Source organism: Kineosporia mesophila (assembly GCF_021129235.1).
Classification (GTDB): domain Bacteria; phylum Actinomycetota; class Actinomycetes; order Actinomycetales; family Kineosporiaceae; genus Kineosporia; species Kineosporia mesophila.
In genome coordinates this window covers 264,581-285,388 of record NZ_JAJOMA010000005.1, presented here as the reverse complement: position 1 = coordinate 285,388, position 20,808 = coordinate 264,581, and the positions used below count along the sequence as shown (strand labels likewise).

General features: G+C 69.8%; 21 protein-coding genes. 11 read left to right on the top strand and 10 right to left on the bottom strand.

What is annotated here, in order from left to right:
* Window positions 1–21: 21 nt before the first annotated feature.
* Window positions 22–1,386 carry an FAD-dependent oxidoreductase gene (locus LR393_RS09655; RefSeq protein WP_231483236.1) on the bottom strand — a complete coding sequence of 455 codons (1,365 nt, stop codon included), beginning with the start codon at window positions 1,384–1,386 and terminating at the stop codon, window positions 22–24.
* A gap of 365 nt (window positions 1,387–1,751) precedes the next feature.
* Between LR393_RS09655 and LR393_RS09650 the strand changes: the two genes are divergently transcribed.
* The 6 genes from LR393_RS09650 to LR393_RS09625 all read left to right on the top strand — a co-directional run bounded on the left by LR393_RS09650 (window position 1,752) and on the right by LR393_RS09625 (window position 7,329).
* Window positions 1,752–2,801: an ABC transporter substrate-binding protein gene (locus LR393_RS09650; protein WP_231483235.1), complete on the top strand. Its 1,050-nt coding sequence runs from the start codon at window positions 1,752–1,754 to the stop codon at window positions 2,799–2,801.
* A gap of 282 nt (window positions 2,802–3,083) precedes the next feature.
* On the top strand, window positions 3,084–3,854 hold the full coding sequence (locus LR393_RS09645) for an aspartate/glutamate racemase family protein (protein WP_231483234.1): 771 nt from the start codon (window positions 3,084–3,086) through the stop codon (window positions 3,852–3,854).
* A gap of 145 nt (window positions 3,855–3,999) precedes the next feature.
* Window positions 4,000–4,767, top strand: a complete 768-nt coding sequence (locus LR393_RS09640) for an SDR family oxidoreductase (protein WP_231483233.1) — start codon at window positions 4,000–4,002, stop codon at window positions 4,765–4,767.
* Window positions 4,768–4,837: 70 nt separating this feature from the next.
* Window positions 4,838–5,587, top strand: coding sequence for an alpha/beta fold hydrolase (locus LR393_RS09635; protein WP_231483232.1), 750 nt, complete (start codon window positions 4,838–4,840; stop codon window positions 5,585–5,587).
* A 116-nt stretch (window positions 5,588–5,703) separates the two neighbouring features.
* The gene (locus LR393_RS09630) at window positions 5,704–6,324 is read left to right on the top strand and encodes a DUF47 domain-containing protein (RefSeq protein WP_231483231.1); all 621 of its coding nucleotides are present in this window, start codon (window positions 5,704–5,706) and stop codon (window positions 6,322–6,324) included.
* Window positions 6,325–6,333: 9 nt separating this feature from the next.
* Window positions 6,334–7,329, top strand: a complete 996-nt coding sequence (locus LR393_RS09625) for an inorganic phosphate transporter (RefSeq protein ID WP_269326975.1) — start codon at window positions 6,334–6,336, stop codon at window positions 7,327–7,329.
* Here LR393_RS09625 and LR393_RS09620 read toward each other — a convergent pair.
* Window positions 7,301–7,765: a DUF1810 domain-containing protein gene (locus LR393_RS09620; RefSeq protein ID WP_231483229.1), complete on the bottom strand. Its 465-nt coding sequence runs from the start codon at window positions 7,763–7,765 to the stop codon at window positions 7,301–7,303. The two genes, LR393_RS09625 and LR393_RS09620, sit on opposite strands and share 29 nt — an antisense overlap.
* Window positions 7,766–7,773: 8 nt before the next feature.
* Entirely contained in the window at window positions 7,774–8,343 is a 570-nt protein-coding gene (locus tag LR393_RS09615) for a helix-turn-helix domain-containing protein (RefSeq protein WP_231483228.1), read from the bottom strand.
* A 68-nt stretch (window positions 8,344–8,411) separates the two neighbouring features.
* Here LR393_RS09615 and LR393_RS09610 point away from each other — a divergent pair, with 68 nt between their 5' ends.
* Together LR393_RS09610 and LR393_RS09605 are read left to right on the top strand one after the other, a co-directional pair.
* Entirely contained in the window at window positions 8,412–9,455 is a 1,044-nt protein-coding gene (locus LR393_RS09610; protein ID WP_231483227.1) for an AzlC family ABC transporter permease, read from the top strand.
* Window positions 9,456–10,518: 1,063 nt separating this feature from the next.
* On the top strand, window positions 10,519–12,129 hold the full coding sequence (locus tag LR393_RS09605; RefSeq protein WP_231483226.1) for an acyltransferase family protein: 1,611 nt from the start codon (window positions 10,519–10,521) through the stop codon (window positions 12,127–12,129).
* A gap of 48 nt (window positions 12,130–12,177) precedes the next feature.
* Here LR393_RS09605 and LR393_RS09600 read toward each other — a convergent pair whose 3' ends face one another.
* Entirely contained in the window at window positions 12,178–12,819 is a 642-nt protein-coding gene (locus LR393_RS09600) for a response regulator (protein WP_231483225.1), read from the bottom strand.
* A 228-nt stretch (window positions 12,820–13,047) separates the two neighbouring features.
* Between LR393_RS09600 and LR393_RS09595 the strand changes: the two genes are divergently transcribed.
* On the top strand, window positions 13,048–13,890 hold the full coding sequence (locus LR393_RS09595; protein WP_231483224.1) for a universal stress protein: 843 nt from the start codon (window positions 13,048–13,050) through the stop codon (window positions 13,888–13,890).
* A 68-nt stretch (window positions 13,891–13,958) separates the two neighbouring features.
* On the opposite strand, the gene LR393_RS09590 is transcribed toward LR393_RS09595, so the two are convergent.
* Entirely contained in the window at window positions 13,959–14,171 is a 213-nt protein-coding gene (locus tag LR393_RS09590) for an EAL domain-containing protein (protein ID WP_231483223.1), read from the bottom strand.
* Complete coding sequence (locus tag LR393_RS09585; protein ID WP_231483222.1) at window positions 14,132–14,803, bottom strand: hypothetical protein; 672 nt, start codon at window positions 14,801–14,803, stop codon at window positions 14,132–14,134. The genes LR393_RS09590 and LR393_RS09585 overlap by 40 nt, the downstream gene beginning before the upstream one ends.
* A 60-nt stretch (window positions 14,804–14,863) precedes the next feature.
* Here LR393_RS09585 and LR393_RS09580 point away from each other — a divergent pair, with 60 nt between their 5' ends.
* Together LR393_RS09580 and LR393_RS09575 are read left to right on the top strand one after the other, a co-directional pair.
* On the top strand, window positions 14,864–16,771 hold the full coding sequence (locus LR393_RS09580) for a metallophosphoesterase (protein WP_231483221.1): 1,908 nt from the start codon (window positions 14,864–14,866) through the stop codon (window positions 16,769–16,771).
* Window positions 16,772–16,875: 104 nt separating this feature from the next.
* Window positions 16,876–17,364 (top strand): GNAT family N-acetyltransferase, encoded by a 489-nt coding sequence (locus LR393_RS09575; RefSeq protein ID WP_231483220.1) that lies wholly within the window; start codon window positions 16,876–16,878, stop codon window positions 17,362–17,364.
* Here LR393_RS09575 and LR393_RS09570 read toward each other — a convergent pair.
* Genes LR393_RS09570 through LR393_RS09555 form a run of 4 tightly spaced genes read right to left on the bottom strand, consistent with a single transcriptional unit; the run spans window position 17,361 to window position 20,805 of the window.
* Complete coding sequence (locus tag LR393_RS09570) at window positions 17,361–18,044, bottom strand: phosphate-starvation-inducible PsiE family protein (RefSeq protein ID WP_231483219.1); 684 nt, start codon at window positions 18,042–18,044, stop codon at window positions 17,361–17,363. The genes LR393_RS09575 and LR393_RS09570 overlap by 4 nt on opposite strands.
* A 43-nt stretch (window positions 18,045–18,087) precedes the next feature.
* Complete coding sequence (locus tag LR393_RS09565) at window positions 18,088–18,462, bottom strand: universal stress protein (RefSeq protein WP_231483218.1); 375 nt, start codon at window positions 18,460–18,462, stop codon at window positions 18,088–18,090.
* Between the two features lie 23 nt (window positions 18,463–18,485).
* A complete protein-coding gene (locus LR393_RS09560; protein ID WP_231483217.1) occupies window positions 18,486–19,418 on the bottom strand; it encodes a 2-hydroxyacid dehydrogenase in 933 nt (310 codons plus the stop codon).
* Window positions 19,419–19,437: 19 nt separating this feature from the next.
* Window positions 19,438–20,805 (bottom strand): enolase C-terminal domain-like protein, encoded by a 1,368-nt coding sequence (locus LR393_RS09555; protein ID WP_231483216.1) that lies wholly within the window; start codon window positions 20,803–20,805, stop codon window positions 19,438–19,440.
* Between the last annotated feature and the right edge of the window lie 3 nt (window positions 20,806–20,808).

Below are 20,808 nucleotides of genomic sequence, written 5' to 3'. Positions count from 1 at the left end.
TCTGCGTGGTTCCGGGGCCGATCAGCCCAGCAGCTCGCGGCTGATCCGGACCATGTCGTCGCGCTCGACGACCTTGACCCGGGCGCGGCTCTCGGGCTCGCCGAGGCTGACCTCGTGCGCGTCCAGAAGGTCCCAGCCCGCCCAGGTGGTGTAGTTGACACCCTTCAGCTCGAGCTGGGTCGTGATGTCCACGGCGCTCGGTGCCGGGTGGTCGGGCGAGACTTCCTTCAGGATGTGCGAGACCGTCTCGCTGGCGTCGCTCTTGGTGTGGCCGATCAGGCCGATCGGGCCGCGCTTGATCCAGCCCGTGCAGTAGAGGCCCTCGACCTGGTTGCCGTCGGCGTCGAGCACCCGGCCGCCGTCGTTGCTGACCACGTGGCGGGTGGAGTCGAACGGGATGCCGGGCAGTGACGAGCTGCGGTAACCGACGGCGCGGTAGACGGCCTGCACCGGCCAGTCGGTGAACTCGCCCGTGCCGCGGACGCTTCCGTCGCCGGTGAGCTCCATGTGCTCGGTGCGCAGGTTCTCCACCTGGCCGTCGCCGCTGATCTCCACCGGCGCTTCCAGGAAGTGGATGTGCAGGCGGTGCGGCTTGCCCGTCGGGTCTTTACCCACCCAGGCGTTGAGCGTCTTCATGACCTGCTTGACGTGCTTGTCCTCGTTGGCCGCGCGCATGCTGGCCTCGTCGAACTCGAAGCCCTCGGGGTGCACGACCACGTCGACGTTGGGGGAGTGGGCCAGCTCGCGCAGCTCCAGCGGCGAGAACTTGACCTGCACCGGGCCGCGGCGGGCGAACACATGCACGTCGGTGGCCTGGTTGAGCTTCAGACCGGCGTAGACGTTCGGCGGGATCTCGGTGACCAGCATCTCGTCGGCGGTCTTCGAGAGCACCCGGGCCACGTCGAGCGCCACGTTGCCGGCGCCGAGCACGGCCACGCTCGTGGCGGTCAGCGGCCAGTCGCGCGGCACGTCGGGGTGACCGTCGTACCAGGAGACGAAGTCCGCGGCGCCGAAGCTGCCGGGCAGGTCGGCACCCGGGATTGCGAGGTCCCGGTCGGCGATGGCACCGGTGGCGAAGATGACGGCGTCGTAGTGGGCGCGCAGGTCTTCGAGGGTGAGGTCGGTGCCGTAGTTGACGTTGCCGATGAAGCGGATGTTCTCGTGGTCGAGCACCCGGCGCAGGGCCTTGATGATCTCCTTGATCCGCGGGTGGTCGGGCGCCACCCCGTACCGGACCAGACCGTACGGAGCGGGGAGCCGCTCGATGACGTCGATCTCGACCGGGACCTCGGACTTGGTCAGGATGTCTGCGGCATAGATGCCAGCGGGGCCCGCGCCGATCACCCCGATGCGCAGAGGACGGGGGGCGGTAGTCGATTCAGTCATGGTTAGGTCAGCCTAACCTTGATCCTATATGAAATGGCAACATGAATCTGGTCACGTCTTCCCGGTCGGGCGCGTAATGCCCTCTCCTGGTTGCGTTTTGTTGCCGTTCAAATACGGAGCGCCCGGATCGCCGATTCGTATATCCGACAGGTGACGGAAAGTTATCGAACTGGAACAGCTTGCCGACAACACGGGCGAATCGTCCGCTATTCTCGGGTGCCCCAGGAGCCCCAGGGCCCTCTTGAGCGCGGTCGTCCCCTGCCCGGGCCGGACCGCTCCCGAGCTCCGTCAGCGCGGCGCCCCTCTGCGCGCCGATGCTGTGCGCCCGGACTCCGCCCTCCGCCGAACAGCTGGAGAACACGGACATGACAAAGACCGTCCTCGTCCGCCGGACCATCCGGGTGACCCTCACCGCGACCGTCGCCGTCGGCGTCCTCACCTCCGCGGCCGCCTGTGGCGGGGGTGGCGCGGATGCGGCCGGCTCCGCGCAGGTGGCCGGGGTGACCAAGGTGCGCTGGATCTACGACTGGACCCCCACGTCCGCTGATCTGCCCGTTCTGAAGGGTCTGGAGGAGGGCTGGTTCAAGCAGGCCGAGCTGGACGTCGTGACCACCCCCGGCGGTGAGATCAGTCAGTTGCAGTCGGTCGGCGCGGGAGAGCACGACATGACGGTCGGCGGTGGGGTGGAGCTGCTGATCAACCAGGCGCAGGGGCTACCGGTGCAGGCGGTCGGGGTGGTGCAGCCGCTGGCGCTGACCGGCCTGATCTGCAACCCGAACTCGAACATCACGGCCGACGACCCGAACACGCTGCTGGGCAAGAAGCTCGCCACGGCGAGCACCGACGCGGACGATGTGGTCTGGCAGGCCTGGCGTAACCACAAGGGGCTGAACGGCAAGGTCACCGAGGTGTCGCAGGACGCCGGACTGCCGCTGCTGTTCCAGGGGGTCGTCGACTGTTACCCCGAGTTCCTCACCCGGGCTCCGCTGGAGGCCGAGCAGGAGTTCGGCCGCAAGCCGGTGAAGATCTGGTACTCCAAGGACGAGAACGTGATCGGCCAGGTGCTCGACGTCAACACCGACTTCGCCGAGAAGAACCCGGCCGCGGTCAAGGGTTTCGTCGACGTCTACGCGCGGGGCATGCAATGGGCCGCGCGGAACCAGGCCGAGGCGGTGGAACTGATGACGAAGGTCTACCCGGACTCCGACCCGGCGGTCACGGCGCAGGAGCTGAAGACCCTCGCCACGTTCTGGGCCGGCTCCTACCAGGACAAGCACGGCTACCTGGCGATGAACGACGCCTCCTGGAAGCCGACCGCGCAGATGCTGAAGCAGGCCGGGCAGATCAGGGAACTGCCGGAGATGGCGAGCATTTACACCACGAAGTACCTGCCGGGCACCCCCTACCTGCCCTGAGGATGGGACGGTGGCGTAACGAAATGCGGATCTGGCGCGGTTCTCGGCGGGGCGGCAACCCTGAGTCTCGAGTTTGTTGTGAGTTTCCACCGAAGACGGCCGATCTGCCGGATTGACGGTTTCGGAAGCCCGTCGACTCCTGGTATCAGTCCTGGTTGTGTCGTAAGAGCAACTGGCGGCATGAGTGCCCACTGAGACTTTTGCGTGCTTTGACCCGCTCACGCGTACCGTGTGAGCAGGCGCAGGAGGCGCGTCGTGCCGAGTCAGGGAACGGACTTCCGTATGCCACATGTCGTCGTCATCAACCCGACCAGCTCGGCCGAGATCACCGCGGGCATCCAGGAGACGCTGGACCAGGCGGCCCGGCGCTGGGGTGTCACCGCTACCGCCGTCACGTCCTACGGTGGCCCGAGAACGATCGAGTCGGACGACGACGGCCGGGCCGCGGTCAGTCCGTTGCTGGCCACGGCGGGGCAGCACCGGGCCGACGCCTACGTGCTGGCCACCTTCTCGGAGGCCGGTCTTGACGAGCTGCGCGCGGCCGCGCCGGTACCGGTGATCGGGATCGCCGAGGCCGCGCTCACCTCGGCGATGGCCCACAGCCGCCGCCTCGGGGTGATCAGCACCGTGCCGATGGCCACGTTCCGGCACGAGCTCTACTGGGCCAAGCTCGGTGTGAGTGGCCGGGTGGTGGCCGATCTGGCCATCGGGCGCAGCGAGTTCGACCTGGGCTCGCGCGACGCGGCGAACGCCGTGCTGGTCGCCGGCCGGGAACTGGTCGACCGCCGGGGGGCCGAGGCGGTGATCCTGGGCTGTGTCGGTCTGGGGCACCTGCGGGGTCCACTGGCCGACGAGCTGGGTGTGCCGGTGATCGAGCCGTGCGCGGCCGGGGTGGCGATGGCCGCGATGGCTCTGGCCGACTTCCCGCCGGACGTGATGCCCCCACGCACCCAGCCCGCGCCGCCCCCCGCCTCCTACACACCGGAACCGGCCTACGACCCGGGTCCCGGCCGGGGATATGCACCCGAACCGCAGTACGGCCGGTACTCCTAGGGCAGCGGCGAGAACGTTCGCCACATCGGGGCCGCTCTTCGCCACGGCGGTGATTCCGGGACGGGCCCTGACGGCCGGGGTCGGGGTACTACCGTCAGGGGTCGGACCTCGGCCACCGCCCGGTCGGGCGGGTTAAGGAGAACTGATGAGTGGGTACCTGGTGGCCGCGGCGACGTCCGGCCTGGGCCACGCGATCGCCCGGCAGCTCGTGCTGGCCGGTCATGACGTCTCGATCTGCGGGCGCACCGCCGACCGGGTCCAGACCGCGGTGACCGCGCTGAACGAGGGCGCCGTCAACGGCACCGCGACCGGCCGTCCCGTCGACCTGACCGACGGGGACGCGCTGAACGCCTGGGTGCAGGACGCGGCCACCCGCTTCGGCGGCCTGAACGGTGTCGTGGTGAACACCGGGGGCCCACCCGCCAAGGGCTTCGACGACACGGTGGACGAGGACTGGCAGCTCGGGTTCGAGCTGCTGCTGCGCCCGGCCGTGCGCCTGGTGCGCGCCGCCCGGCCGCATCTGGTGAAGGGCGACAGCAGCGTCCTGTTCTGTACCTCGAGCCAGGTGCGGGAGCCCTCCGACGACCTGATCCTCTCCAGCGTGTTCCGGTCGGGTGTGGCCGCCCTGGCCAAGTCGCTGAGCCGCAGCTGGGCTCCGGACATCCGGGTCAACCAGCTGATTCCCGGCCGGATCGCCACCGATCGGGTCGCCCAGCTCGACGAGGGCCGTTCTCTGCGGTCGGGTCTCAGTGTGGACGAGATCCAGGAGCAGTGGAGCGGGAAGATCCCGGCGGGCCGCTACGGCGACCCGGACGAGTTCGCCGCCGCCGCGGTGTTCCTGCTCTCACCCGCAGCCTCGTACGTCACAGGCGTCAGCCTTCAGGTGGACGGCGGTCTGATGACGGGAATCTGAACACCGCCGGGTTGCCGGGTTCGCGACGTATGGTGGACGCGGGTTCTCTGACGGAACGAGCAGGGTGGCGATGATCAACTACGTGGTGGACGGCGATCCACAGGCACCCGTGCTCGTGCTCGGTTCCTCGATCGGCACCTCGCACCACCTCTGGGACCCGCAGTTGCCCGGGCTGGTGCAGGACTTTCGGGTTGTCCGCTTCGACCTGCCCGGTCACGACGGCAAACCCGCTCCGGTGGGCCCGTACACCGTCCGGGCCCTGGCCGAGGAGGTGCTCCGGGTCGCCGACGCGGTGGGTGTCGAAACCTTCGTCTACTGCGGCCTTTCGATGAGCGGGGCGATCGGGCAGCAACTCGCGCTCGATCACCCCGACCGGGTCACGAAACTCGTCCTGGTCTGCACCTCGGCGACCTTCGGCGACGACCCGGCGCCCTGGCTCGACCGGGCCGCGCGGGTGCGGGCCGAGGGCACCGGTTTTCTGGTCGACCTCGCCCGGGGCCGCTGGTTCGTGACGGACGCGCCGGTGCCGCCGCACGGCCGGGAACTGCTCGAGGCCCAGACCGGCATCGACGCGGAGGGCTACGCCGCCTGCTGCGAGGCCCTGGCGACCTTCGACTCCCGCGACGCGCTGGGCGGGTTGCGGGTACCGACCCGGGTGATCGCCGGTGCCCGTGACATCGCCACGCCGCCGGCCATGGCGCAGGAGCTGACCGACTCGATCCCCGGCGCCGACCTCGTGGTGGTGCCGCAGGCGGCGCACCTGGCCAACGTCGAGCAGCCCGCGGCGGTGCTGCAGGCCATGCGGGGGCATCTGCGGTGACTGTGTGAACACCGCCTGAACCGCACCTGAACCACGGGGGATCCGAACGTGTACCCCAATTGGGAGTGCGGGCCGGTCCTGGCTACAGTCGGGCGCCGACACACGGAGGTGCACGGATGCGGCTCAGACTGACGCCGAGGGACACGACCATCATCGACCTGATCGTCCAGGCGGGAAACGCGCTGGTCGAGGGGGCCGATCTGCTGCAGGCCGTGATCCGGGCCCAGGCCGGTGACCGCCCCGACCTGCTGCTGAAGGTCCGCGACGCCGAGCACGCCAGCGACGAGATCGTGCACGCCACGATGCGGAAGCTGAACACCACCTTCGTCACGCCTTTCGACCGTGAGGACATCTACGCCCTGTCCTCGGCGCTGGACGACTGCATGGACAACATGGAGGCGGCGGCCGACATGGTCGTGCTCGCCAATCCGGCGAAGCTGCCCGACGGGGTCGAGATTCAGCTGTCCGTGCTCCAGCAGCAGGCCGCCGTCACCGCCGCCGCCCTGCCGGGCCTGCACACGATGAAGGGCCTGGAGGAGTACTGGGTCGAGATCAACCGGCTGGAGAACGACGCGGACGAGGCCTACCGCGACATGCTCGCGGAGCTCTTCTCCGGTGCCTACCAGCCGCTCGAGCTGCTCAAGGTGCGCGAGGTCATCGACGCCCTGGAAGACGCCGCCGACGCCTTCGAACTGGTGTCGCACCATGTCGAGACCATCGCGGTCAAGGAGTCCTGACCCGTGTCCCTGACCCTGACCCTCGTGGTCCTGGTCGTGGCCGTCGCGCTGGTCTTCGACTACACCAACGGTTTTCACGACGCGGCCAACGCCATCGCGACAGCGGTCTCGACGCGCGCCCTGTCCCCGCGGGCCGCCCTGGCCATGGCCGCCGTCTTCAACGTGATCGGTGCCCTGCTGGGCCACGGCGTGGCCGAGACCGTGGGCAGCGGCATCATCAGCCCACCGAGCGGGCACGAGGGTCTGCTCATCGTGTTCTCCGGCCTGGCCGGTGCCATCACCTGGAACCTGGTGACCTGGGCGCTCGGACTGCCCTCCTCCTCGTCCCACGCCCTGATCGGTGGCCTGGCCGGCGCCGCGGTCGTGGTCTCATCGCCCGTGCACTGGTCGGTGATCCTGGACAAGGTGGTGATCCCGATGGTGCTCTCACCGCTGGTCGGGTTCGGTCTCGCCTTCCTGGCCATGGTGGGTGTGCTCTGGCTCTTCCGCCGGGCCCGGCCCGGGCCGGTGACCCGCGGGTTCCGCACCGCCCAGATCGTCTCCGCCGCGGCGATGTCGCTCGGGCACGGTCTGCAGGACGCCCAGAAGACGATGGGTGTCATGACCCTCGCCCTGATCGCCGGCGGCTATCACAGCAGTGGCGCCGGGATTCCCCTCTGGGTGACGCTTTCCGCCGCGGCGGCGATCAGCCTGGGCACCGCCTCCGGCGGCTGGCGGATCATGCGCACCCTGGGCCGGGGCGTCATCGAGCTGGACCCGGCGCGGGGTTTCGTGGCCGAGACGGTCGCCTCGTCCGTGCTCTACACGACCGCCTACGCCTTCCACGCCCCGATCTCGACCACCCACACCATCACTGCGGCGATCATGGGAGTGGGCGCGACCAAGCGCCGCACCGCCGTTCGCTGGGGCGTCGCCGGTGACATCCTCACCGCGTGGGTGCTGACGCTGCCGGCCGCGGCGCTGGTCGCCGGGCTGCTCAGTCTTCTTCTTCACCCGCTGGCGTAGGTTCCTCGCCGAGACGGGCCGTGGTGGCGTCGTCTTCCTGCCCGTCGAAGTACTTCTCCAGCACCTCGCGGAACACCGGGCGTTCCGGCGCGGCGTAGGCGAAAAGCGTCATCGAGGAGCGCAGCTTCGCGGCGTCCACCGAGCCCAGCACGGCGGGCGCGGTGGTGTCGCGCAGGCCCAGCAGGATCGACGCGCACTCCTGAAGGCGCGGTCCGAGGACGGGGTGGGCCAGGTAGGCCCGGGCCTCGGGCAGGCCGTTGATCGCGTACCGCACCGAGGTCGCGCTCAGGCCCAGGCCGGCGACCTGCGGCAGGACGAACCACATCCAGTGGGTGGTCTTGGCCCCGGCGCGGAGCTCGGCCACGGCCCGCTCGTAGGTACCGCCGGAGTTCTGGGCCTCGACGAAACGCCCGAGGCCGAAAGGGTCGTCATTCATGTCGGCCATCATCGGTTCTCACTGATCAGTGTGGCCAGTACGCCGGGCGTCAGGGCCTGGAACATGTGCTCCACGTCGCCCGGATAGACCATGTAGTCGCCCGGCCCCAGCTCGATCGGGTTGCTCGTCGGCCCGACCAGGGCCCGCCCCGAACCGAGCACCACGTGCTCGATCGTGCCCACCCGGTGCGGCTCGGAGATCCGGCCCGGCCCGATCTCGACGTTCAGCCGGTACAGGTCGCGCGTGACACCGGCCGGGCCGGCCGACATCAGATACGCCGCATAGTCACCCTGTCCCGACACCAGCGGCGTGCCCTGACCGTTGCGCACCACACCGATCTTCGGCCGGGGCGGGTCGATCAGCCGGCTCACCGGCAGGTCGAGCGCTGTGGCCAGGGCCCACAGGGTCTCGACGTTCGGGTTGCCGGCCCCCGACTCCAGCTGGGAAAGCGTCGACTTGGCCAGCCGGGCCTGCTTGGCCAGCTCGCTCAGCGACATGCCGCTGCGCTCGCGCTCGCTGCGCAGGGCGGCGGCCAGCACGGCCTTGGGGTCGAGCGGGGAATCATCATCGGGAAGCATGGGCGTTCGCCGTACCGATCACTCGTTTCGTTTGACGAACGCAGGATGCCACGTTCATCCTTACGGGCATGCGGTCAGTATGGCGAACGGTGGGTCCGGAACGGGCCCGGGCCATTGCTCTTGTCTGTGCGGCCGACACCCTGGTGGCCGTGTCGTTCGGCGCGATCGCCGTCGGCGGAGGCCTGGACCGCTGGGTGCCGGTGGTGCTCAGCCTTCTGGTGTTCGCCGGTGGGGCGCAGTTCGCCGCGGTCGGCACGGTGCTCGCCGGTGGGTCCGCGACCGCCGCCGTCGTCACCGGCCTGCTGCTCAACGCCCGGCTCCTGCCCTTCAGCTTCAGCGTCTCCGACATGATCCGGGGTGGCCCCCTGCGCCGGGCGCTCGGCGCGCAGATCGTCACCGACGAGACGGTGGCCCTGGCCCTGGCCGAACGTGATCCGGCACGTCGCGCCGCCGTGTTCTGGGCCTGCGGGGTGGCGCTGTTCGTCTGCTGGAACATCGGCGTGGTGGCCGGGGCGGTGGCCGGCACCTGGATCGGCGACACCGACGCGCTCGGCCTGGACGCCGCGTTCCCCGCCGTGCTGGTCGCGATCGTGCTGCCGGCCCTGAACACCCGCCGCATCCGGGCCAGTGCCGGAATCGGTAGCCTGGTAGCGGTTGTCAGTACACCCCTGCTGCCCGCGGGGCTGCCGGTGCTGGCCTCGCTGGCGGGCCTGGTCGCGCTCGTCCGGCGCCCGGACCGAGCCCACCCGGACCGAGCACCCGGACCGAGCCCGCTCCGCCGAGCGCGCCGATGGGCGTCCCTGATGCCCATTCTGGCCGTCCTCGTCCTTGCCGCAGGCACTTTCGCCTTCCGGATCGCAGGCCCGGCACTGGCCGGCCGCTACGAGTTCTCGGAAAGGGCACAGGCCTGGATGGCCTCGGCCGCCACCACCCTCCTGGCCGCCCTGATCGCCACGAGCACCCTGATCCAGGACGGCTCCTTCGCCGGCTGGGCCCGGTTCACCGGGGTGTCGCTGGCCGTGGTGCTGGTGCTGTTCCGGGCCCCGTTCCCACTGGTGGTGATCGCAGCCGCGGTGACGACGGCAGCCCTGCGCCAACTAGGCGTGGCCTGACCCCTCCCAAAAAAACCTTTCCGTGATCATGCAAAACCTCCCCAGAGTTCTAGAACTCTGCATGATCGCAAACAAGGGTCAGGGGATCTTGTATCTATCTGCAGATGGCGGGGCCGATCCGCGAGCGCGACGTCGACGGGCACGAATCCGCCCTGCGGGCACATTTTCCGCCACCCATCGGGGGGCGGGCAGTGGCTGGCGGGGCCGCGCTGACGCGCACCGGCCGGCCGTCGCCGCCCTGGTGGCCACGATCGGCGGGGGCGGCAACGAATTCACGCCTCTGGTGGTCATGTACCGGGCTCACGGCTACTCCACCGTGGGGGTGGACACGTTGCCGGTCGCCTACGTGGCCGGTCTGGTTCCGGGGCTCCTGGTGGCCTCGGCGCTTTCCGACCGGCACGGGCGCCGTCCGGTGACGATCGTCGGGGGATCGCCTCGGTGGTGGGTAGCCTGCTTATCGCGCTGGGGCCGTGGGGTGCCGGATGGGTCGCGGCGGGGCGGCTGGACCGGTGCCTACTACGCGCTGGCCTATGTCAGGTTCACCCGGCCCTTGATCCTCGCCGGCCTGGCGCGCTGGTTCGGATATCCCCGGATGCGGCTGGCGGTCTGTGGACTGGCTGCGCTCCGTACTGCACGGATTACCTTGGCCTGGGCCCGGCATTTGCCGGAACCCAGGGTAGGAAAGTCATTCCGGAGAGTTCCGGTACTGAATACGGCTTAACCGGGAAATGTGAGCATGCTCGCGGCAACCCTGGATGCGACCTGTACGTAGCGAATCCCTAGCCCGGGTTCTGACCTGCGGATCACCGCTCTGTGCAGCACAGATGCAACTGGCGGTCATGGTTCACCGGGTACCGAATCGGGTTTTTCGGGTTGGGCGCCTGTTTATGACCCCTTGATTTCCTCCTATCTCCCGGCGCAGCACCATTCCGGCGGGTCGCCCGTACCGGGTGCCCAGGATTTTTTCGGGACAGGCGTGTGATTCGCCGGGGGAATGACGGATTTCTCCCGGTCGGCGCGCCCGCATGTGTACGGCCTCAGGCAGGCCGGAGGGAGAGGAACTTTGGTTTCCCAGGAGCCAACCCCGCTCCCCGTACGTCCCCGGCGGGACTTCGACGCCGGTCCCGTCACGGGAGCGTCCCTGGCGACCGGGCAGATCCCGGTGATCAAGGAGGCCGTCAAGACGGCCCGGCCCGCGCCCGGCGACTCCGGTGCGGTCATGGTGGACGAGGCGGTCGAGGGCACCACCGACGACCCGGACACCGAGAAACGCCCGGCCGGGAATCTGCAGGAGGCCGGCTGGGGCTACCCGCAGATTTTCGGCCCGGCCGACCCACCGTCCCCGATCACCGGTATCGGCTCCCTGCCGAGCCCTCTGCCGAGCCCTCTGCCGAGCCCTCTGCCGAGCTCACCTCGGAAGGGTCCGGTCCTGGGCCCGCCCACGGCGCCCACCACCCAGCTCCCGCTGCGCCGCGAACTGCGCGAGCAGCACTCCGAGCCGGCGCCGCGCCGGTCCCGCCGCGCCGCCGCCCTGCACCTGACCCGAGGGGCCCTGCGTCGTCGTGACCCGCGTCCTCACCGCCGCGGTGCCGACCCCAAGACCCTCGGGACCCGCTTCAGCCCGCGCCACAACCACCTCGGCCTGCTGCGCCTGGTCCTGGCCCTGACGGTCGGCGTCACCCACGCCACCGAGATCGGCTACGGCTGGCAGCCGCAGTTCGCCGGCACGCAGCTCGGCGAGCTGTGCGTGGACGCGTTCTTCGTGCTGAGCGGCTTCCTGCTGGTCGGCAGCTACCTGCGGCTGGACTCGGTGCGCCGTTACACCTGGCACCGGTTCCTGCGGATCATGCCCGGTTTCTGGGTCTGCCTCGTGGTCACCGCCACGCTGATCGCCCCGTTGATCGCCTGGCTGCAGGGCGTGCCGATGAGAACGCTGATCAACGGCCAGGACTCGGCGTTCGACTACGTGATCCGCAACGCCGCGCTGCTGATGCGGCAGTGGGGCGTCTCCGGGCTGCCGAGCGACGTCGAGATGACCGGTGTGCTTAACGGTTCGCTCTGGACGTTGTTCTACGAGGCCACCTGCTACGCGTCGATCATCGCGCTGGGCGTGTTCGGTGGGCTGCGGCGCCGGCCGGTCATGACTCTCGGCGCCGTGGGGGCCCTGTGGGTGGTCACGGTGCTGAACGACTACCAGATCGTGTATCTCGGCCAGGAGCGCATCCTGCGGCTGTCGTTCATGTTCCTGATCGGCTCGGTGCTGTACCTGTACGCCCATCAGGTGCCGATGAGCCGCCGGCTCACCCTGGCCAGTGTCGGCGTGGTCGTCGCCGGGGTCGCGTTCTTCGACGACTACCGCGTGCTGGCCGGCCCGGCGTTCGGCTATCTCTGCCTGGCGCTGGCCGTTTCGCGGCTGAGGATTCCGGACCCGCGCACCGACATCTCGTACGGGCTGTATGTGTACCACTGGCCCCTGCTGCAGGTGTTCAACCTGCTGGGCCTGGCCACCTACGGCGTCTGGGTCTTCGTCCCGGCCGGTCTGGCCGCGGCCGCCGTGGTCGCCCTGCTGAGCTGGAAACTCGTGGAGAAACCAGCCCTGGGATTCAAGGACGCCGGTTGGGTCACCTTCCGGCTGCCGATGGCCCGGCCCGCGTCGGCTCCTTCGAAGGCATAGGAAAGGGCCCGGAAACCAAGCGGTTTCCGGGCCCTTGCAGAAGATCGGTCAGTTGCCCTTGATCAGCTTGGTGGCCAGGATGGCGGCCTGGGTGCGGCGCTCCACACCGAGCTTGGCCAGCAGCGACGACACGTAGTTCTTCACCGTCTTCTCGGCCAGGAACAGCGTTTCGCCGATCTGCCGGTTGGTCATGCCCTGGGCGATCAGCTCGAGGATGCGGCGTTCCTGCGCGGTGAGGGCGGCCAGCTGGTCGGGCTCGGAAGGCTTCTCGCCGTTGCGGATCCGTTCGAGCACCTTCAGGGTGACGGCCGGGTCGAGCAGGCTCTGGCCCGCGGCCACGGTGCGCACCGCGTCGAGGAGATCGGTGCCGCGCACCTGCTTGAGCACGTACCCCGCGGCACCCGCCATGATCGCGCTGAACAGGGCCTCGTCGTCCTGGTAGGACGTGAGGATCAAGGCCTTGATGTTGGGGTCGGCCGAGCGCACCTCGCGGCAGACGTCGATGCCGCTGCCGTCGGGAAGCCGCGCGTCGAGGATGGCGACATCGGGGCGGAGCGCGGGAATCCGTCGCTGCGCCTCCTGGGCGGAGCCGGACTCACCGACCACCTCGATGTCCCCGGCCGCCTCCAGAAGGGCGACCAGCCCGCGCCGGACGACCTCGTGATCGTCGAGCAGGAAGACCCTGATCACAGCCCTCTCCTTGCCTTCGTGGTGATGCCTTCCGCCGGTTGCGGAAACCTCATGGCTCCACCGTATCCGCGTGCCCCGGGATGGTCGAAAGTCATTCGGCCCCCAAATACGCCGAGTGACGGGACCTTGGTCCTGAACCCCCGATGCCCAGCGCCTCTGATCAGCTGTGGTAGTGCGGCGGATTCTGGAATCGCGGTTCATATCGGTTCGACACGACGGGAGAGGGCCATGAACGGTGAACACACGCCACGGATCGTTGCCGGGTTCGACGGCCGCTGGCAGCACACCCGGCTGCTCGACCGCGCCGCCCAGGAAGCCGAACGACGTCATCTGCCGCTGACGCTCATCACCGACCTGCGCCGGCGCTCGTCCACCGGGCACGATCCGCGGGGACCCCACCAGGACGATGCTCCCGGAGTGGTCGCGGCCTGGCGCCAGCTGACGGACGCGGTCGAGGCCCTGCGCCTGCGGTACCCCCTGCCCAGTATCAGCGGGTACTGCCTGGACGACGAGGACATCAAGCCCGACGCCTTCCCGATCAGCGCGGCCCGGCTGCTGGTCATCGGGTCGGCGGGGCGGTACCAGGCCCCGGCCTGCGAACCCGGTTCGGTCAGCGCCGGGCTGGTGCGGGCGGCGAAGTGCCCGGTACTGGTGGTTCCGGAAGACGCCTCGCCCCGCCCGGTCGGCGCCCACCCCTTCATCCTGGCGGCGGTGGGCTCGCACGAGTCCGACGCCCAGGTGGTGAAGGCGGCCGCCGAGGAGGCCCGGCGTCGCGGTTACGAACTCCAGGTGCTGCACGTCGAGCCCAGCCACAGCAACGCCGGCTGGGGTGTCCACGACGCTGTGGGCAGCCTGCGTGACGTGCAGTTCAACGTGGTCCGCACCACCGGCGACCCGGGTGCGGCACTGGCCGAACTCGGGCGCGGCGCGGAACTTCTGGTGGTCGGCAGCCGGCCGGGCGAGCTCTACCGGCCGATCCGGGAGTCGGTCAGCCGCGACGTACTGATGCAGCCGCCCTGCCCGGTGCTCGCCGTGCCCCGCGAACTGCCGGTCTCGTCCGCCATGTCCTGAAAGACATGTCCTGAAAGCTGATGTCCTGAAAGCTCATGTCCGGCGACAGCAAATAAGGTGCCAGGGGGCTAATCCGGGAGGAAGAACGTGCGGGGCAGGGGCCCTGCCCCCACCCCGAACTGCTGGGCGGTCAGCACCGCCTCGACGACCGGGGCGGGAGCCGGTGGGGCCACGAAATACCCCTGCACGTGGTCGACCCCGAGCTCCCGCAGCTGCTCTGCGGCCTCTACCCCTTCGGCAGTCACCGTGATGGACAGACCCCGCGCCAGGCCGGCCAGCATCTCCGCCACCGTCCGGGCCCGGGCAGCCCCCGGCTGAGCTCGTGCAGGTGCTCGAAGAACGCGCCCCGGTTCAGCAGCCCGGTCAGCTCGTCCGGGCTCGCCCGCCGGGCCATGCTCGCGGCCAGCGCCTCCAGCACCGCCCCGGCCGGCAGCAGACGCCAGGCCCCGGTCCCACCCTGCGGGCCGTGCAGCAGCAGGTCGTCGTAGCGGTTCTCCTCCCGCCGCGACAGCACCGCCTCCACCGCGGCCGCGAGGGTCACGGACGAGGGCAGCACCGGTATCGACCAGTCGGAGATCCGCCCCACCGGCGTCCGGGCCCGCACCCGCCCGAGCAGGCCGTGGGGGCGCTGCTCCAGGCGGCGGCGCGACAGGAAACCGGCCCGCTGCGCCTCCTCGTCCACGACCGCCAGGCCGGGCGCCGCACCCAGCAGGTCGTCGGCCTCCGCACAGCGGTGGTGCGCCCGGACGGCCTGCACCGGCGCGGCGAGCTCCCACATCGGCCGTTCCTCGGCGAGTGCCAGCGCGAACAACCGCACGCTGCCGGGACCGTTCACGCTCGGGTGATCGGCGATACACGCTCCGGAGCTGAGGAACTGGGCCTGCATCACCCGTACGGTCCGCAGCGTCCCCACGAACGGTGACCCCGGGTTTTCGGCGCGACGATCTTCGCGACCCCGGCTAGCCTCGAGTCGATGTCCGAGCCCGACGCGCCTGCCGAGTCCACCCAGCCCACCAACTCCACCGAACCGGCCCGGCCGATCTCCGCCCCGGCCCGGGCCCGCCGGTATGCCTCCACCGTGCGCCGGTGGACCGTGCGGCAGATGTTCCGCCGCACGGAGCATCCGGTTCGCGCCGCGTCGCGCTTCACCGCGTCCCTGCTGGCCGCGCTCGCCGTGGCCGCCATCGCCGTCTCGGTCTACCCCTACCGCTCCACGGTCGCGAACGTCGACGTGGTGGTGAGCGGCTCGGTCACCCCGGCCCACCGCGGCATCACCGTCGACTCCAGCCTCGGATCGCTGCAGTTCCGCGACGTCACCGCCGTGCCGATCGGTCTGCACGTGACCCCCCGGATCGACCTGGACGCGGTGCGCGAGGCCACCAGCGGGGGTGCCGCCTTCACCGCCGAGTTCCGGTCCCAGCTGGAGGACGAGGTGCCGGCGATGCTGCTGCACTTCGTCCTTGCCGCGATCGTGGGCCTGATCGTGGGGGCGCTGATCGGCGACCTGATCGTGGACGGCGCGATCTCGGTGCTGGCGAACAACGACCCGGTGCGGGCCGGTACGCGCCGTCATCGCCTGGCCGCCACCGGCACGCTGGTCGGCACCTCGACCCTGGTGGCGGTGGTGGCCCTGAGCGGGACCATCGGTGCCACCTACCGCTCGGACTGGTGGCAGCGGTATGCCGTGACCGGTCTGCTGGCCGACATTGCCGCCACGCCGGACAAACTCGCCGCCCTGGACGCCCGGGACGCCGGCGCCGCCGACAAGGTGCGCGCGGTGCTGCGCCTGCAGGACGCGCTGACTCAGCCGCCGGCCACCTCGCAGGAGAGCCCGGCCACCGCCTACAACGTCATGTTCATCTCCGACGTGCACCGCCGCGACATCTACAACTACCTCCAGGAGTACATCGACGCGAACGACGTGAAGCTGCTGGTCAACAACGGGGACGAGACGCTCGTCGGCAATACCCGGGAACTGACCGACAGTTATGTCGCCTCGATCCGGCGGATCACCGAGAAGACCCCGATGATCTGGATCAAGGGCAACCACGACTCGGGCCCGGTGGCCCGGAGGATGGCCGAGATCCCCGGTGTCACGGTGCTCGACCAGGAGGTCGTCAACGCGATGGGCCTGCAGGTCTACGGGGTCGGTGACCCCCGCACCTACGGCGCGAGCGGTGACGCGGGCTCCGACAATGTGGACATCGTCACCAAGCTGGAGACCGCGGCCGCCACCACGGCGGTGCAGAACCTCAACCGGGACACGTATTTCGACCTGCTGCTGGCCCACGAGCCGGTGATGGCCGACGCCATGGCCACCACCCTCGGGCAGTCGGTGCGGGCCACCTCCTCGGGCCACGTGCATCACCAGAACGACACCGACGACCTGCAGCGCAGCGACCGGGGCCACATCCGGCTGGTCGAGGGCACCACCGGCCTGGGCGGTCTGCTGGCCGATGCCGGTGACCCGATGGAGTTCTCGATCCTCTCGGTGGGCACGAACTGCCAGTACACCCGGATCATCCGCTACCAGCTGGCCGACCCGGCCCTGCCCGACCAGACCCGGGCCGACACCTACGGCAACAACTCGGCTTTCGACGTCCACTACTTCGAGCCGCAGCCGATCAAAGACGACCGCACCTGCTCCGCCGACGCCGGCGTGGGCGACCCGGTCCCGGCCGGCGCCACGAATTTCGCCACGGTGCAGGACTGGTCGACCGCCAAGCTGACCCAGGAATCGCTGGCCACGCCGGACGAGATCACCCCTGATCCGGTGAGCACGGCCGACGAGGCGGGTGACGCGTCGATCGCGGCCACGGCCGGGGGTACGACCCCGAGCGAGGCGACCAATCCCACCCCCAGCGAGTCGGCCACCCCCTGAGTAGCCGAAATTGAGGACGCGGGCGGGCACCATGGGTGCCCACCCGCTCGGGGCGCCTCCCGGCCCGCTAGGGCTGGGGGACCTCCATTTTGTAGTTTGGGCCGATGAGGATCCGCGCTTTCGAGGACGCCGACTGGCCGGCTGTGTACACGATCATCCGTGAGGTGATCGACGGCGGTGAGACCTACGCCTACGACCCGGACTGGACCGAGCAGGAATGCCGCCAGGTGTGGGTCGGGCCCGCGCCGTCGATCACTGTGGTGGCGGTCGGCGACGACGGCACGATCCTCGGTACGGCCCATTCCGGGCCGAACCGCCCGGCCCGCGGATCACACGTATCCACGGCCAGTTTCATGGTCTCGTCGAAGGCCCGGGGTCAGGGGGTGGGCCGGGCCCTGGGGTTGTACGTGCTCGACTGGGCCCGTTCGGCCGGCTACCACGGCATGCAGTTCAACGCCGTGGTCGACACCAACACCGTGGCCGTGAAGCTCTGGCACTCACTCGGGTTCGAGACGATCGGCATCGTGCCGGAGGCCTTCGACAGCTTGGCGCACGGTCTGGTCGGCCTGCACGTCATGTACCAGAAGTTCTAGCGGGACCCGGCGTTCTCGCCGGCCTCGTGGGTCTTGCCGTCGCGGTTCTCGTCGCGAGCGTTCTCCGGCACCGGGCCGACGCCTGCCGACTGCTGGTCGAACTGCTGGTTGCGCTCGCCCTCGACCGGCTCGCGCTCTTTCATGCGCAGCAGCAGCACGCTGACGGCCAGCACGATCACGAGCAGCCCGAGCAGAGCGATCTGCAGGGCGAACGCGGTCGGGTCCTTGGTGCCCTCGGTGGTCGGTTTGCCCTCCAGCACGTTCGCCACCTCGACCGAGAGCAGGATGATCTCCTTGATCGAGACGATCATGCCGACGATCAGGAACGGCTCGGCCACGATCTCCCGGCGCGACAGCGTCATCCGCACCGCGAAGATCAGCTCGACCAGGATGAAGACCAGCAGCAGGCGGTCGAGCAGCGACAGCACCGCGGTGTCGGCCCCGTCGCCGATAGTGCCGAGTGCGGTGGCGGCATCGAAGAGCAGCACCACCGCCCCGACCACGAGCAGTCCGGCCACCGCCACGTAGACCGCGTCCTCGGCCAGGCGCAGGGTACGCTCACCGATGTTCGCGATCCGGTGGCTGGAGCCGTCGACGCCGTTCATGGCGCCGTTCACGGCCTTGTCCACCTGCTGCGTGGCGTTGCGGTCGTGCCGTCCTGGCTGTCCTGTGCTGGGCATGTCCTGAGTGTCGGCGGTGGAGTCGATCTTCGCTACCTGACAGTCACCCAACTGCGCTGACGTGTGGTTTGACGGCCACGACCGGGCACTGGGCGTCGAGGAGGACCTGCTGGGAGATGCTGCCGAGCAGCAGCTTGCCCACCGGCGAGCGGCGGCGCAGCCCCATCACCAGCAGGGTCACACCCTCCACGTACGAGGCGTCGATGAGCTCGGCGGCCATCCCCGCGTCCGAGGCGTTCCGCGTGGTCACGGTGACCCCGGACACCTCGGCGGCCTTCGCGTCCCGGTCGCGCTCCGGCGCATCACCCGGGTCGCTGATGACCAGAAGGTCGGTCTGGTGGTGCAGGGCCTCGTCCACGCCGTGCCGCAGCGCGGCGCGTCCTTCGGCGGTGGGCCAGTACCCGACGACGATGCTCATCGACGACTTCCTTTCGGGAGACTTCAGGGGACGGGATTCAGCACGGTTCCGGAGTGCAGGAAGCTGTCCAGGTTGGCGAGGGTGAGGTCTTCCATGGCCCCGCGGGTCTCGACCGTGCCGCTGCCCAGGTGCGGCAGCAGCACCACGTTGTCGAGACCGAACAGGGCCGGCGGCACCTTCGGCTCGTGCTCGAACACGTCGAGCCCGGCGCCGGCCAGCTTCCCCTCCAGCAGCAGCTCGACCAGGGCCTCCTCGTCGATGACGCTGCCGCGGGCGATGTTGACCAGATATCCCTGGGGGCCCAGCGCGGTGAGTACCTCGCGGCTGACCAGACCGGACGTGCTCTGGCCACCGGCCGCCGCGACCACCAGAACGTCCACCTCGCGGGCCATCTCGACCAGGTCGGCGCGGTAGGTGTGTGGGCTGCCCTCCACCGGGCGGCGGTTGTGATAGCTGATCGTGCAGCCGAAAGCGGTCAGCCGGTGGGCGATCGCGCTGCCGATGCGGCCCAGCCCGAGAATGCCGACCCGGCGGTTGCCGGCCTGGTGGGTGAGCGGGAAGTTACCCTCGGCGGGCCAGCTCCCGGCGCGCACGAACCGGTCGGCGGCGGAGAATCCCCGTATCACGTCCAGGAACAGGCCCACGGCGGTGTCGGCCACGCAGTCGGTGAGCACGTCGGGCGTGTTGCTGACCAGGATGCCCCGCTCCCGGGCGGCGTCGACGTCGGTGGTGTCGTACCCGACGCCGAAGTTCACGATCGCGCCCAGGTTCGGCAGCTTCGCCATCAGGTCGGCCGACACCCCGAACCGGCCGGAGGTGACGATCGCGGTGACAGCCTCACCGTGTTCGGCCAGGAAGTCGTCACGGTCGGTGTCGGGCAGCCCGATCGCCCGGTGGCGACGCTCCAGGGTCTGCGTGAGTGACGGCTTGAGTGTTCCGACCTGCAACACGGTCATTCTGAAACTCCTTATCGGTTCAACGGTCCAGCGCCGGTCGCTTCGGATCGAACGACCAGCCCGGGATCAGATACTGCATGGCAATCGCATCGTCGCGCGCGCCGAGACCGTTGCGCCGGTACAGCTCGTGGGCCTCCGCCAGCCGGTCCTCGTCCAGCTCCAGACCCAGTCCGGGTGCGGCGGGGACCTTGACCAGGCCGTTCTCGATCACCGGGGGCTGCCGGGTGAGACGCTGACCGTCCTGCCAGATCCAGTGCGTGTCGAGTGCAGTGATCTCACCCGGTGCCGCCGCCCCGACCTGGGTGAACATGGCCAGCGAGATGTCGAAGTGGTTGTTCGAGTGCGAGCCCCAGGTCAGTCCCCAGGCCTCGCAGAGCTGAGCCACCCGCACCGAGCCGGCCATCGTCCAGAAGTGTGGATCAGCCAGTGGGATGTCGACGGCACCCGCGCTGATCGCGTGACCGAGCTGACGCCAGTCGGTGGCGATCATGTTCGTGGCGGTGGGAAGCCCGGTGGCCCGGCGGAACTCGGCCATCACCTCGCGCCCGGAGTACTCCGCCTCGGCACCGCACGGATCCTCGGCGTACGCGATCGCCCCCCGCATCCGGCGGCCGTACCCGATCGCGTCGCGCAGCGGCCAGACGCCGTTCGGGTCGAGCGTGATGCGGGCGTCGGGAAACCGCTCGTGCAGGGCGATGACGGCGTCGACCTCGTCCGGGCCCGGCAGCACACCGCCCTTGAGCTTGAAGTCGGAGAACCCGTAGCGCTGCTGGGCGGCCTCGGCCAGGGCCACCACGGCTTCGGGGGTCAGGGCCTCCCGGTCGCGCAGCCGTTCCCAGTCGTCGCCCCGGTCGGCCTTCCGGTACGGCAGATCGGTCTTGGCGCTGTCGCCGACGAAGAACAGGTACCCGAGCATGAGCACGGCGTCGCGCTGCTGCCCCTCTCCGAGCAGGTCGGCCACCGGCACCCCGAGGTGCTGGCCGAACAGGTCGAGCATCGCCGACTCCAGGGCTGTCAGCACGTGCACGGTGGTGCGCAGGTCGAAGGTCTGCCGGCCCCGCCCACCGGAGTCCCGGCCGGCGAACGCCGCGCGCACCTGCCGCAGCACCGCGTGGTACCGGCTGATCGGCTGCCCGACCACGAACGGGGTGCTGTCGGCGAGCGTGGCCCGGATCGCCTCACCCCCCGGCACCTCCCCGAGCCCGGTGTTCCCCGCCGAGTCGGTCAGGATCACCACGTTGCGCGTGAAATACGGCCCGTGCGCGCCACTGAGGTTCAGCAACATGCTGTCCCGCCCGGCCACCGGCACCACCCGCATCCCGGTGACCACGGGAACCCCCGCGGTAGAACCCTTCCCGGAATGCCGGACGCCCTCGTCCACACTCATCTC